This window comes from Armatimonas sp. (assembly GCF_031410135.1).
Classification (GTDB): domain Bacteria; phylum Armatimonadota; class Armatimonadia; order Armatimonadales; family Armatimonadaceae; genus Armatimonas.
In genome coordinates, this window is sequence record NZ_JANNYP010000278.1 from 1 (window position 1) to 14,414 (window position 14,414).

At 60.2% G+C, this 14,414-nt stretch carries 9 protein-coding genes; 6 read left to right on the forward strand and 3 right to left on the reverse strand.

From position 1 onward, the window contains the following. The first annotated feature begins 7 nt into the window (after window positions 1-7). Window positions 8-8,179: a non-ribosomal peptide synthetase/type I polyketide synthase gene (locus RMO15_RS10250; RefSeq protein ID WP_309711534.1), complete on the forward strand. Its 8,172-nt coding sequence runs from the start codon at window positions 8-10 to the stop codon at window positions 8,177-8,179. Next, window positions 8,176-8,793 (forward strand): 4'-phosphopantetheinyl transferase superfamily protein, encoded by a 618-nt coding sequence (locus RMO15_RS10255; RefSeq protein ID WP_309711537.1) that lies wholly within the window; start codon window positions 8,176-8,178, stop codon window positions 8,791-8,793. Before RMO15_RS10250 ends, RMO15_RS10255 begins: the two co-directional genes overlap by 4 nt. Before the next feature lie 85 nt (window positions 8,794-8,878). Here RMO15_RS10255 and RMO15_RS10260 read toward each other — a convergent pair whose 3' ends face one another. Both RMO15_RS10260 and RMO15_RS10265 read right to left on the reverse strand, forming a co-directional pair. Continuing rightward, window positions 8,879-9,493, reverse strand: coding sequence for a phosphoribosyltransferase (locus tag RMO15_RS10260; RefSeq protein ID WP_309711540.1), 615 nt, complete (start codon window positions 9,491-9,493; stop codon window positions 8,879-8,881). Window positions 9,494-9,611: 118 nt separating this feature from the next. After that, window positions 9,612-10,406 carry a DUF1559 domain-containing protein gene (locus tag RMO15_RS10265; RefSeq protein WP_309711543.1) on the reverse strand — a complete coding sequence of 265 codons (795 nt, stop codon included), beginning with the start codon at window positions 10,404-10,406 and terminating at the stop codon, window positions 9,612-9,614. A gap of 113 nt (window positions 10,407-10,519) precedes the next feature. Here RMO15_RS10265 and srlD point away from each other — a divergent pair, with 113 nt between their 5' ends. The 3 genes from srlD to RMO15_RS10280 are packed head-to-tail and all read left to right on the forward strand — an operon-like array spanning window position 10,520 to window position 13,703. Then, on the forward strand, window positions 10,520-11,293 hold the full coding sequence (srlD, locus tag RMO15_RS10270; RefSeq protein WP_309711546.1) for a sorbitol-6-phosphate dehydrogenase: 774 nt from the start codon (window positions 10,520-10,522) through the stop codon (window positions 11,291-11,293). Continuing rightward, window positions 11,290-12,450, forward strand: a complete 1,161-nt coding sequence (locus RMO15_RS10275) for a CAP domain-containing protein (protein WP_309711550.1) — start codon at window positions 11,290-11,292, stop codon at window positions 12,448-12,450. Before srlD ends, RMO15_RS10275 begins: the two co-directional genes overlap by 4 nt. Continuing rightward, window positions 12,447-13,703: an MFS transporter gene (locus tag RMO15_RS10280; protein ID WP_309711553.1), complete on the forward strand. Its 1,257-nt coding sequence runs from the start codon at window positions 12,447-12,449 to the stop codon at window positions 13,701-13,703. Before RMO15_RS10275 ends, RMO15_RS10280 begins: the two co-directional genes overlap by 4 nt. Here the strand turns inward: RMO15_RS10280 and RMO15_RS10285 are convergent. Further along, window positions 13,688-14,326 (reverse strand): LD-carboxypeptidase, encoded by a 639-nt coding sequence (locus RMO15_RS10285; protein ID WP_309711556.1) that lies wholly within the window; start codon window positions 14,324-14,326, stop codon window positions 13,688-13,690. The genes RMO15_RS10280 and RMO15_RS10285 overlap by 16 nt on opposite strands. A 23-nt stretch (window positions 14,327-14,349) precedes the next feature. Here RMO15_RS10285 and RMO15_RS33245 point away from each other — a divergent pair. Then, on the forward strand, window positions 14,350-14,414 hold a 65-nt coding region (locus RMO15_RS33245; protein WP_369016100.1), incomplete at its 3' end, for a hypothetical protein.

A 14,414-nucleotide genomic window follows, 5' to 3' on the forward strand; every position in this document is an offset into this window, starting at 1 on the left:
CTGGCACTTGGTACGCCAGAACCCTGAGCTAGAGCGCACCGCCGGGGCGATCACGGTAATGCTCGGCAACGAGAAAGACTATGTCGCGCTTCGGGTTGCCTACAAGCTTGGATTGCGTGGCCCGGCGATGGCACAGAACACCGCGTGCTCGACCTCGCTTGTTGCCATCGTGAATGCCGTCAATGCCCTTCAGTCCTACCAGTGCGACATAGCGCTTGCAGGTGGCGTGGCGATCTACTCCCCGCAAGAGCGTGGCTACACCTATGTCCCCGGTAGCATTCTCTCGCCTGATGGCAATGTCCACGCCTTCGATGAAGCGGCAAACGGCACGGTCTTTGGCTCCGGTGTGGGCGTGGTCGTGCTCAAGCGGCTCGAAGACGCGCTCAGAGACAATGACACCATTCATGCCGTGATCCGTGGTGCCGCGATCAACAACGACGGTGCGGATAAAGCGGGTTTCACCGCCCCCAGCATCTCAGGCCAAGCGGACGTGATCGCGCTGGCACAGGCACTCGCGGGTGTCAGCGCCGAAGAGATCAGCTACATTGAAACCCATGGCACCGGCACGCAGCTGGGCGACCCCATTGAGATCGCGGGCCTGACGCGTGCCTTCCGAGAGACGACCGAAGCCACCCAGTTCTGCGCCCTGGGGACACTCAAACCCAATGTCGGGCACCTCGATGTGGCGTCGGGGGTGGCGGGGCTCATCAAGACGATTCTTGCACTCAAGCACCAGCAGCTCCCACCAGCGATCAACTTCCATAAATCTAACCCGAAGATTGAGTGGGCCACCAGCCCCTTTTTCGTCAACACCGAGCTTCGTCCTTGGAGTGCCGAAACCCGAATCGCTGGGGTCAGCTCATTTGGTTTTGGTGGGACGAATGCGCATGTGGTGGTCTCCGAAAGTCCCGAACCCATCCCCCTACCCCTTCCCTCTACGAAGGAAGGGGAGTTATTAGTACTTTCGGCACGCTCCGAGGTAGCCGTCGAAAACGCGGCGATGAACTTGGCGCGGCACTTGGAGAAGCACCCTGATCTCTCGCTCACTGATGTCGCCTACACGCTCCGGGTCGGTCGGCGGGAGTTTACCCATCGCCGGGCAGTGAGCGTCACCGATCACGCCGAGGCGATTGCGGCTCTCACGGACAAGAAGCGCGGTGCGTGGGGCAAGGCCATCGAGAGCCCATCTCTGGTCTTCCTCTTCCCTGGCCAAGGTTCGCAGAGCTGCGGCATGGGCAAGGGGCTCTACGAAACCAGCGAGATCTACCGTGCCGCTGTGGACGAGTGCGCAGAAATTTTGAAAGCGCCGCTGGGGCTTGATATTCGCGACGTGATCTTCGGCGACGATGAGGACGCGCTGAGCCAGACCGCCATCACGCAGCCTGCGCTCTTTGTGATCGCCTACGCATCGGCGAAATTCTATGCGGCACAGGGTATCACGCCCAGTGCGATGCTGGGCCACAGCCTCGGGGAGTATGTCGCGGCGCACTTGTCGGGAGTTTTCTCGCTGAAAGACGCCCTCACCCTTCTCGCCGAGCGGGCGCGGCTGATGCAAAGCCTTCCTGCTGGAGCAATGCTCGCCCTGCGCCTGCCCGAGGCCGAGGCCGCGCCACTCTTCGATAATTTTGGGCTCACGCTAGCGGCGGTGAACGGCCCGAAGCTCTGTGTCGCCTCGGGGACGTTCGAGCAGATTGCTGCGCTGGAGGCCACGGGAATCGCTGGCAAGCGCCTCAAGACATCCCATGCCTTCCACTCCGCGATGACCGAGCCAATCCTAGAGGAATTCGAGCGTTTTGTGGCGTCGGTGCCGCGCAACGCGCCCACCCAGCCGATTGTCTCAACCCGTACGGGCACCTGGCTCACAGCAGAAGAAGCCGTCTCGCCGCGCTACTGGGCCGAGCAGCTTCGCCATGCCGTGCGCTTCGATGATGCCCTCTCGGTCTTGCTCACCAACCCAAGCTGTGTCTTTGTGGAGTGTGGCCCTGGACGTATCCTCACGACACTCGCCAAGCAGCGCCCGGAGAAGCCACGCACGCTCACTACCGACGACGACCCACTCGCTCAGCTCTGGGCCGCTGGAGTGCCTCTGCCCGAGCCAACGCCCGCACGCCGTGTCTCCCTTCCGACCTATCCCTTTGAGCGCCAGCGCTACTTTGCGGAGCCGAAACAAACCGAAATCACGCACGAGATCAACACGCCTATGTCAACCCAAACCCTCACCGACCGAAAACCCCGCCTGCTCGCCGAGATCCAGGAGACCCTCTCCGATCTGTCGGGCATGAACGCCAGCGAGATCGCCGCCGATGCCAGCTTCTCGGAACTGGGCTTTGACTCCCTGTTCTTGACCCAGGCAGCACAGGCCCTCGCCAAGCAATTCGGGGTTAGCCTCGCCTTCCGCCAGCTCATGGAGGAGCTCTCGACCCCTGCCGCGCTGGCAGGCTACGTGGATGGTTTAATGGCTCCCGAGGCACCCCCCAGCCCCCAGCCTGAACCCACCCCGGCTACGTTCGTCCCTCACTTCGCCGACCCTCCCTTGGTTCAAGGGAGGGTGCCGAGGAACGAGGCAGGTGGGTTCGTGGCTTCGGGTGTTGAGTCTCTCGTCGCCCAGCAGCTTGCGATCATGCAACAGCAGCTCGCCTTGCTTTCGGGTGGCATGGTCACGGCTCAGACTGTGCCTGTCGCGGCACCAGAGCTTGTGAAGCTCGCACTAAATATCGCGTCTGCGCCCAATGTGCCTCAAAACCAAACCCCAGAGCCCCCCCGCCGGGCGGGGGATGGGGGGGAGGCTCCTAGTGGGGGCAACCACGGCCCCTTCCGTCCGATCCAGAAGACCGCGACCGATGAGTTTACACCGCAGCAAAAAGCTCACCTGGCAGAGCTGACGGCGCAGTATCTGGCCAAGACCCAAAAATCCCGTGCGTACACGATCCAGCACCGAAAGAAGCTCTCTGACCCGCGTGCGGTGGCCGGGTTCAAGCCGTTCTGGAAAGATCTGGTCTATCCGATCGTCGCCGAGAGCTCCAAGGGCAGCCAGATCATTGATATTGACGGCAACAAGTACGTGGACATGACCATGGGCTTTGGGCTGAACTTCTTCGGACACGGCCCAGACTTTCTGATCGAGGCCGTGAAGAAGCAGCTTGACCTAGGGATTGAGGTCGGCCCACAGTCGCCGCTGGCGGGGCCGGTGGCCGAGAAGCTCTGCGCCTATGTCGGGGCAGAGCGAGCGGTTTTCTGCAACACGGGCTCCGAGGCGGTGATGGCCGCGGTGCGCGCCGCTCGAACCGTGACGGGCCGCGATAAAGTGGTGATGTTCTCGGGTGCCTACCACGGGGTTCACGATGAAGTCTTGGTGCGGAGCAATGGGCGCGGCAAGTCGTTTCCGATTGCGCCGGGGATTCCCAACTCGGCAGTGAGCGAGACGATTATTCTAGAGTACGGCTCCGATGAGGCGCTCCAGACCATCCGTCAGCGTGCGGGGGAGATCGCGGCGATCTTGGTCGAGCCAGTGCAGAGCCGCCACCCCGACCTGCGGCCTTACGAGTTCGTCAAGACGCTCCGGGCGCTGGCCAGCGAGCACGAGATTGCCTTTGTCTTCGATGAGATCGTCAACGGCTTCCGACTCGGGCGACGCGGCGCGGCGGGTGTTTATGACATTGAACCGGACATGCAGACCTTCGGGAAGATCCTCGGAGCGGGCATTCCGATTGGCGCACTGACAGGTAAAGCGAAGTTCCTTGACGCCTTTGATGGTGGGCAGTGGGAGTACGGCGACGACTCGTTCCCGTCGGTGGGGATGACGTTCTTTGCGGGGACGTTTGTCCGCAATCCCATCGCCATGGCCGCCGCCAACGCCGTGCTCGACCGACTCAATGCAGACCCCAATATTGCCGAGCGCATCTCGGCGCGGGGCGAGCAGTTCGGCGCGAAGCTAGACGCGATCCTCAAGAAATGGGGGGTTCCCTTCCCGCTGGAGCGCTTCCGATCGATGTTCTATCTCAATACCCACGGCGCGACCGTCGGTGGCGTGCTCCACTTCCACCTGCGGCTTCGCAATGTTCACATCTGGGAGAACCGTCCGTCGTTCTTGTCCACCGAGCACACCGATGCCGACCTAGAGTTTATCCTCGATGCGTTTGAGCAGTCCTGCGCCGCGATGGCCGAGGGAGGTTTCCTAACGCCGCCTGCGCCAGTGATCATCCCCACAACCCCACAGCAGCGCGAGGTCTGGCTGGCGGCCCACGAGAGTGAGACCGCCTCGCTGTCCTACAACGAGTCCATCGGGGTGCACCTCGACGGAGAGTTAGACACCAACAAGCTCACCCAGAGCCTGCAAAACATCGTCGAGCGCCACGGTGCGCTGCGTGCCACGTTTAGCGAAGACGGCACCACGCAGACCATCGCACCCTCGCTCACCCTGGATGTCCCGGTCACGGAGACTGACGAAGCGGGTTTGGCACAGCTCCAGAAAGACGAGGCATCCCGCCCTTTTGACTTGGCGCACGGGCCGCTTTTGCGGGCCCGGCTCGTGCGCATTGCCACGGATCGGTATGTCCTGCTTCTCACGGCGCATCACATTGTCTGCGACGGCTGGTCGTGGGCCGTGGTGCTGGACGAGCTGGCGAAGGGCATGGCGGGCAAGACCCTGCCGACACCCTACAGCTTTGTTGAGTTCGCCCAGAAACCCGCCAACGACTCTGATCTCGCGTGGTGGAAGACGCAGCTCGCCACAGGAGCGCTAGTGCCGCTAGCGCTCCCCACCGACCACGCCCGCCCCGCTGTCTTTACCTACCGTGGAGATCGCACCCACCGCATTCTCCCTGAGAGCCTGATCGCACCGCTCCGAAAGTTCTCCGGCAAGCAAGGCGCAACGCTCTTTGCGACGCTCTTCACCGCCTACGAGACTCTCCTGCGCCGCCTGACCGGCCAGAGTGAGCTCGTGATCGGTGTCCCCTCTGCAGGCCAGACCACTGTCGAAACCGACGCGCCCCTCGTAGGGCATGCCGTTAATCTCTTGCCCCTACGGGTCGCAGGCAACGGAACGTTCTCCGAGCTTCTGGCACAGCGAAAGCGGCAGATACTTGATGCCTTCGATCACCGCGACTGCACGTTTGGGACGTTAGTCAGTGCCCTGAACCTGCCGCGTGACCCGAGCCGAAACTCACTAGTCTCGACCACGTTTAACTTGGAGCGCACCGGCGGCGGCGATCTAGGCTTCGTGGGTCTCAGTAGCCACATGAGCAAAGCACCTCGCGTCGCCTACCAGTTTGAGCTGGGTTTTAACCTGGTGGACGACGGCAAGACCATCGAGGTGGAGGCGAGCTACAACACCGATCTCTTCTTCGCCGAAACCATCACCCGCTGGCTGGCGCACTTCGAGATGCTCCTCGAAGGCATCCTCGCACAACCTGAAAGTGAGATCACCTCGCTTCCCCTGCTCACGCCTATGGACTCGGCACAGCTTGCCTCCTGGGGTGATGGAGGTAAAGTCGGGCGAACCTTTGCGCCCCTCGCCACGCTCTTTGCTGAGCAAGCCGCGAAAACGCCAGATGCAATCGCGGTAACCGATGGCAACCTGTCTCTCACTTACGCCGAGCTGAAAGGCAATGCGGACACGCTCGCGACGCAGCTGCGTGAGCTTGGGGTGCAGGCTGGTCAAGGGGTCGCCATCGAACTTCCCCGCTCGCTTCAGACGATCACCAGTGTTCTGGGCATTCTGACCGCAGGGGCGTTCTATATTCCCATAGACCCCACCTACCCCGACGAGCGCCGCGAGTGGCTGCGACGTGACAGCGGTGCTGTAGCGGTGATTGGCCATCTCCCCGGCTCGTCCCTCGCCTCCCCTCTTCCCGTATTCGCTCCTTCGTCGCCGGAAGAGGGGCTTCATCGCCAACAAGAGCTTGCTGGTGTCCCTCTTTCCAGCGAGGGACGAGCGTTAGGGGAAGAGGGTCGCCGTCTCAGCGGCGGGGAGATGGCACAAACAGCCGCTCTTCTCTACACTTCGGGCTCAACTGGAACCCCCAAGGGCGTTAAGGTGGCACAGAAGGCTATTGCTCGCCTCGTGAAAGACGCTGACTGTCTGGAGTTCGAGAACCAGACCTTTCTCTTCCACTCCGCCTTCGCCTTCGACGCCACGCTTCTCGAAATCTTCGGGCCGCTCCTCAACGGTGGGACATTGGTTGTTGCTCCTGAAGGACCGCTGACTCTCTCCGAATTGGGCGAGACGGTGCGCAAAAACAACGTCACGACGCTCTGGCTGACGGCAGGGCTGTTCCATGCGCTCGTGGACAATGGGCTCTCGGACTTTGCGGGTGTTCAGCAGCTTTTGGCGGGCGGTGATGTGCTCTCCGCGCCGCACGTGGCGAAGGCAATGCAAGCGCTACCCAACACGCGCTTCTTCAATGGCTATGGCCCGACGGAGAACACGACGTTTACCTGTGTCCACACAATCACTGAGACGGATACTAACGGCATAAGTATTCCAATTGGCAAGCCCATCACCGGCACCACCATTCGCATTCTCGACACCCACCACCAGCCCTGCCCCATCGGCATCTTCGGGGAGCTGTGTACGGGCGGCGATGGTTTGGCAATCGGCTACCACAACGATCCTGAGCGCACTGCGGAGAAGTTTATCGAAGTCGGAGGTGAGCGGCTCTACCGAACGGGCGATCTGGCACGCTGGAAGTCCGACGGCACGGTTGAGTTCCTGGGCCGGGCCGACTCACAGGTCAAGATTCGTGGAAATCGCGTCGAGCTGGGTGAACTAGAAGCAGCCCTCTGCCGTCTTCCCGGTGTGCATGAAGCCGCCGCCCTCGCACCGACAGACATCCACGGGAGTCGCTACTTGGTCGCCTACGTCGTAGGGAATGCGGAGCCAATGGCTCTCAAGCAAGCCCTCCAGCTCGCACTGCCGCCCTACCTCGTCCCCTCTCAAATCATTCCCATTGACGCACTCCCTCTCAACGCCAGCGGTAAGGTAGACAAAGCCAAGCTATCCTCCCTACCCTCCTTCGTAGAGGGAGGGTCGTCGAAGCGAGGAACGAGCGCAGACGGGGTGGGTTTTGGCGGAAAACTAGAAGCCCTCTTCGCCGAAGCCCTCGGCTTAGAGTCCGTCGCGCCCGACGACGACTTCTTCGCCCTCGGCGGCGACTCGCTCAAGGCCATCCGTCTCTTCGCCCAAATCGAAGCACAGTTCGGCAAGCGCCTCCCGCTCTCGGCCCTCTTCGCCACCCCAACCCCCGCTGGAATCACTGCCCGAATAGCCCCTCTTCCCGCGACGAAGGAGCAAACAGGGGAAGAGGGGACGGAGCGAGGAACGAGCATCCAGGGGAGATGGTCTGAAAACGAGATGGCCGCTCGCGGCACGCTTGTCCCGATCAATTCCAGCGGCAGCCAGACGCCCCTCTTCCTGATCCACCACGTTCAGGGAATCGTCGTGCTCTACCGCGATCTTGCCAAGCACCTCGGGGACGACCAGCCGGTCTATGCGCTGGAGGCGGCGGGGATGGACGGCGAGACCCTGCCGCACGAGTCTACGATCGCGATGGCCGAGGACTACGCCAGGCTGATCCAGCAACAGCAACCTGAGGGAGCCTATCGGGTAGCGGGGTTCTCCTCGGGGGGAATTGTCGCGCTGGAAGTGGCGCGGGCCTTGCGCCATGCGGGAAATGTGGTTGAATTTGTGGGAATGTTCGACAGCTATGCCCCCGAGTTCCACCGCCAGAACCCCGAGTTCACCAACCCCGAGACCACAGCCCAGCGGCTCGCGGCGCACTGGAGCATGTTCCGCAAGCTCGACGGCAAGAGCCAAGGGGAGTACCTGAAAGGTCGCCTCGGAAAGCTCAAGAGTCGCCTGAGTCCCACGACGGCTCTGGTCGAGGAGCCTGACCAGGCGTTTATGGAGGCGCTCACCCATGTCCGACAGGCGCAGGAAGCGGCGATTCATGGGCACTACCCAGAGGTCTACGAGGCTCCCGTGACACTGTTCCGGGCGCAGGAGCATGGCGAGCCGTGGGACGAGACGCTTTTCTGGGGCGATGTTCTGCCTCAGTTGGAGCTCTGTGACGTGCCCGGTGATCACCACCTGCTGATCCAGGAGCCCTTTGTGCAGAAGCTGGCCGAAGAGCTCACCAAGCATCTTGCGCCACCCACGCTCCGGCTCGTCAAAGTGGCATGACACAACTGGAGGCACCCGAGGGGGTTACTGTCTGGCAAGTCTCGCTAGACACGCCCCCTGTGTCTAGCTACCTCTCGCTTGACGAGCAAGCCCGCGCCGCGCGCTTTCGCTTTGCCCGAGACCGGCAGCGCTATATTGCCTGCCGCAGTGCCCTACGGCTCTTGCTAGGCGAGGCGCTTGGTATTGCGCCCGAGGCGGTGGCCTTAACCTATGGCCCTCAAGGAAAACCAGAGTGTACGGAGTTTGCCTTTAATGTCTCACACAGCGACTCTCTTGCGCTGATCGCACTGGGAGCGGAGGGGGTGGATATCGAGAAGGTTCGTACGGACTTCGATCCTCACGAGCTGGGCCGCCGTGTCTTTACCGCCAGCGAGTTCAATCAGCTTCGCACGCACGACGACTTTTTTGCTATCTGGACGCGCAAAGAGGCGGTGATCAAGGCCGAGGGCGGCGGTTTCTCCTCACCGCTGCTCTCGCGCACTGTCTGGCCAGAGCCAGAGCTGTGGATCGCGGAGCGCTACGAGCTAGTGCCGCTTCACCCTGCGCCGGGCTATGTGGCGGCACTGGCACGAGCAAAAAAAAGCCGTCAGACATTGCTGTCTGACGGTGTTTAGTCTCGTCTCGCTCTCGGCTCTAAGGGGAACTCAGAGCTTCGCATTCCAGTTATCGGTAGTTGCAAAGGGACACTGGAGCGGTATTTTAGCCTCGCCAAACACGGCCCAGCGCCAGCATCTGAACTTCGGCGGCTCCGTGGTCGAGAAGCAGGCGGCGACAGGCTTTTAATGTCGCGCCGGATCGGGCAATGTCATCGAGGAGGAGCACGGGTTTACCAAAGAAGAGCGCTTCGTTCTGCACTTCGATGGTCTCCAAATGCAGGTGCGAGTAGCTAGGCCCGCCGTAGCCGATGCGCCGAATCTTGGTGTGGCGGCGCAAGCACTCCGTCGCGTCCACCCTCTCCCCCGACTCAGCGAGCTTCTGGGCCAGCGCTCGAATCGGCGTCTCGGTGGTAAATGGGTTGTGCGAGGGCGCAACAGCCACAGCAATCTCTTCGGCGAGCATCGGGGCGATTTGCTCGGTGAAGCGCTTGATCGGCCACTTACGCTCGTTGCTCAGTGCCTCGATCCAGCGCGTGAGCTTTGCCGCCGCTTCGGCATCTTTGAGCTTGTGGGCACTGTAGCCGCTCTCGCCGCCCTCTTGCACAAAGCGCAGCATGCCTTGCGTTTCCAAGTTCTGCTTGATCGCCAAGTAGTCGCCCAGCGTGACGATCTTCTCCAGGTTCTCCCGCTGCGCAAAGGCTTTCGAAAAAACGGCCATACGGCCCTATTTTACTCTATCGCGAAGGTTCATAGGGCGGACATGTTGATGAAAAAAAGTGCCTCTTACTCCTTTTGGAAGTAAGAGGCACTTCCGATCATCGCGACTGTTGTTCAGCCTAGAATGCGGCGGAGCAGACGACGCCGTTATTCCCCCCCATATCGGCTGGGTTTGTGACGAGTCTTCCGGCACAGGCTGCACTGTACGTGCGATCCGCTCCAAACATGGCGAAAGTCAGGGCAACTTTCTTACTCCACTTAGCATGACCATCACAGTAGAGCAAGTTGGAGCCTTCATTATGATGCGAGTTGTACAGAATATGATTGAACTGATTGAAAACAGTCGTCGTTGCTCCTGTACGCTGGGGCCTTGCCTGAGCGGTACGTGTAAAGATCGAAAATTCTTCTAGGTAGATAATATCGGCTGGGGCTGGAATCGCCGCAATTGACCGAGACTCTGCAATTCCATTCAGAGCATAGCTTGTGTTCTGGCAAGTGGGAAAGAGTCCCTTATTACACTCATTAAAGGGAGGATTCCCCCCGCTGAAGGTAGACCGTGGCGTCGTGCTAGGACACTGGAGAACACCAAAGTTCTTAATGTAAGGCTGAACATCACGTGCCCAGTTACGGAATGTCACAGGAACCCCTGGAACAAGGGGTTCCATAAAGCCTAAGTTACGACCTTGCCCTGCCACATAGCCATTGCCTGCAAAATCATTTCCCGCTAGGGTCTCGTCGTAGTCCTGGGTGTACATCATCAGCCCTGTGCCGATCTGTTTTAGATTGGAAAGACAAGAAGTCTGACGAGCCTTGGCACGGGCCTGGGCAAAAACAGGGAAAAGAATAGCGGCAAGAATCGCGATGATCGCGATGACAACAAGCAGTTCAATGAGCGTAAACGCACGACGTGACATAGTTAAATTCCTTCGGTGAAATAGGGCTGCGACACTTACTTAGTGCAGTGTAAGTTAGTTTACCACAAATTAATCTTAGCAAGTAAAGTGCCACTGGGTTATAATTTTGTCCTATGCGACTTCAAGGAAAATCGGCGATTGTGACAGGTGCGGCCCAGGGACTTGGGGAGGCGCTTGCCCAGCGCCTCGCCGACGAGGGCTGCTCGGTGCTTCTGGCGGACATGAGCGAGGAAAAAGCGATAGCGGCGGCGGCAAAGATCGGCGGAAGTGCCATCGGGATGCGTGCCGATGTGACCAGCGCCTCAGACTGCGCGGCAATGGTGGAAAGAGCCGTGGCGGCGTTTGGCAAGCTCGATATCCTGATCGCCAATGCCGGGATTCTCATTGCGGGCGATGTCTGCGAGTTTGATCCCGAGAAGTGGCGCAAAGTGATTGATGTAAACCTCAACGGCTACTTTATCTCGGCTCAGGCGGCGTGTAGGCAAATGGCGCAGCAAAAGTCGGGGTGTATTATCCAGATCAACTCGAAGTCTGGCAAGAAGGGCAGCTTTCGCAACTCGGCGTATGCGGCCAGCAAGTTTGGTGGGATTGGCCTGACCCAGAGCCTCGCGCTCGACATGGCCCCACATGGCGTGCGGGTGAACTGCGTCTGTCCAGGCAACTTGCTAGACGGCACGCTCTGGCAGGACTCGCTCTTTACGCAGTATGCTGAGACCCAGGGCCTGACGGTTGAGCAAGTGCGTGCCAAGTACGAGTCGCAAGTTCCCTTAGGGCGTAGTGCAACCTACGCCGATATTGCGGGGGTCGTGGTCTTTCTCTGCACCGAAGATGCGGGTTACATGACCGGCCAGGCACTCAATGTCACAGGTGGACAGGAGATGCGGTGAAGCGAGTTCGGTATCAGGATCTCTGGGAAGGCTCCGAGCCGCGTCCTCAGGGCAAGACCCCGCAGGAGCGCCCCCAGCTCGTCTGGCAGATGCAGCCTAAAGGCAGTGCTCAACTTCGGCGGATCCAGATGCGGGTTAACGGCAAGCCCATCCCGACCCGCTACGATGCCGAAACCAAGAGCATTACCGGGGAGCCACAGGAGCCTCTGCCGCTAGGAACGGTGAAAGCGTTCTGTGAGGCATGGTTCTCGACGGACAAGGGAGTCGAGATGGAGTGGGAGTTTATCCGCGTGCCTCAGCCCCCCCCGCCTCCCACTCCCGATTTTGCACAACAAGAGACCGTCGCCAAACTTAACCAGCTCCGCCGTGCCGCCTTGCTCCCCGATGCCAAGATCCAACCCGCTCTCTGCCTCGCTGCAGCGCGACACAGCCGCTACTTGTTGGTGAACCGTCTTATTCCCACACATGATGAAGAACCAGGCAAGCCCGAGTTTTACGGCAAAGACCATACTGATCGCAGTGAAAAATCAGGCTACTTCGGCCTCAGCTACGAAGTCATCGCCAGTGGGGAGAGTGGCGCGGTAGCGGTTCAGCGCCTGATGGACGCACCATATCACCGCGCCGCGCTCCTTCAGCCCGGAACGTTTGATGTTGGGGCCGGACTGGCAGGCAACCGTGTGACTCTGCTCTGCGCCCTCACCGACCAACAAGAGTCGCTGGTCTACCCTGCCGATGGCCAGCTCGATGTTGCGGTTCTCTGGGACGAAGTCGAGATTCCTGATCCACTACGCCTCTACCCTGGTGCAGAACGCATTACGGGCTACCCGATCACCCTCCATGTCTTTGGAGAAGACGGTAAACTCTCGCTGCTCAGTGCCAGCCTCACGGGCCCGAACAACCAGCCAGTTGCGTCCTATACGAACTCGCCCGAAAACGACGATGCCCTTGAAGACACGATCTTGCTGATGCCCAAGAAGCCCCTGCTTCCACTCAGTACCTACCGGGCTCGAATCGCCGTGAAGACCCCCATGGGCCGCGAGATTACCCGCTCCTGGCAGTTCACCACGGGAAAGGCTCCAGCACCCAAGCCCCTAGCCATATCAACACCCAAGCCCACACCAAAGCCGCAGCCTAAGACTGTGAAGAAGAAAAAATGACACCTCACAAAGACGATAAACCCGCGACTCTGAAATCGCTCTCGCCCCAACAATGGAAGTCCGGTATCGCCGCCTGGCTCGGCTGGCTCTTTGATGGACTGGACATTCACCTCTACACGGTCGTCGCGCCGGTTTTCGTGGCTTTCTTGCTCCATAGCACCTCGACCACATCGCCAGACGTGAAAGAAAAATCCGCCTACATTCAAGCGGCGTTTCTCATCGGCTGGGCGCTGGGCGGCGCGTTCTTCGGACGGCTCGGGGACATTCTGGGCCGCAGCAAGTCCCTGAGTTTAACCATTCTCACTTATGCCGTCTTCACCGGGCTCTCGTCGTTTGCCCAGACCTGGTGGCAGTTGCTTATTTTTCGCTTTATCGCCGCGCTGGGAATCGGCGGCGAGTGGGCTGTAGGCTCCGCGCTGCTCTCCGAGACCTGGCCCAAATCGTGGCGGGCCTGGATCGCGGCCTGCCTCCAGACCGCCGTCAATATTGGGGTTCTGCTGGCCGTAATGACCACCTACCTCATGGCAGGTAGTGAGCGCTGGGTCTTCCTGGTCGGTATTCTTCCGGCCCTCTTTGTTTTCTGGATTCGCAAGAACGTCCCGGAGCCCGAGGAGTGGCAGCACGCCAAGAACAACAACGAAGCCGTCCCCGGAATCGCCGATCTCTTTCGCCCTCCGGTTCTTGCCACCACGCTCCGGGTCATTGCGGTTTGCGCCACATCGCTCACGGCCTGGTGGGCCTTTCAGTTCTGGCACCTCCAGCACCTGGCCAGCCTGCCGGAAGTGAAAGCGCTCGATACAGTCGCGCGTGGACAGCTCAAGAGCGTTACTTTCGGGCTGATTATCGGCATCTCAATCTTTGGCAACTTTTTCGCGGCGTTCCTGGCGAAAAAACTCGGCTACCGCGCAGCCATCGCACTGATGCTGCTGGGCTTCTGTCTTGCCAACACAGCGGCCTACATCATCCCTCGCGACAAAGACCATCTGCTCCCGTTTCTGCCATTAGTTGGGTTCTTCTCAGGAGTCTTCGGGCTCTTCACGATGTACCTGCCGCCGCTCTTCCCCACACTGCTACGCACCACGGGCGCAGGATTTTGCTATAATATCGGGCGGATCTTCGCCGCCTTTGGTACCGTGTTTTTCTTACTCATCAACCCCGTGGGCGACATGCGCCTCTCGCTGATCTGGCTCAGCCCGCTCTTCTTGCTCGCGATGTGCTTTGCTCTCATGCTTCCCGATCAGCGAGACACATGAATTGTCCCTGAGGCAAAGTCTACACTCACTTGCGCTCCCACGGGGAGTGTGAAGCGGCGCGGGATATGGCCGTAGACAAACCCGGAGACCACCGCAACGCTCTCCGGGGTCATTTCGAGCACCAGCCTTGGGACATGCTTTGCTAAAATCTCGTCGCGCTCGTCTTTCCAGCCGTTGAAACTGCCGATCAGAACACCGCTGAGTTTTGCAAGCGTCCCGTTGAGCCGCAGCTGCGTGAGAGTTCGATCCACCGCATAGAGCTCTTCCGTCACATCCTCGATCAGTAGCAACGCTCCCGTCAAGTCCGGCACGTACCTGGTAGAGACCAGCGACTCCAAGAGGCTCAGGCACACGGGCACGAGCCGCCCAGAGACCGACGCTCCGCCCCGGTGCACAGTGAGCGGCGCATCAGCGGGTTGGACAAAGTCAAGGTCTTTCTGCTGCACCGCCTGAAAAAAATTTGCCTCGGAGAAAGGATCCAGTGTGTCCTCACCGAAGCCATCGCCCGAGGTCGCCATGATCCCGGAGTAGCTGATAATCCCGTGCGCCGCCAGAGCTAAGTTCAGCGCCGTGATGTCCGAGTAGCCCACTAGAGCCTTCGGATGGGATTGACTACGCGGCATTTCGCGCCGATCCGAAGGCTCTAGTGGGCTACTCGGACATCACGGCGCTGAACTTAGCTCTGGCGGCGCACGGGATTATCAGCTACTC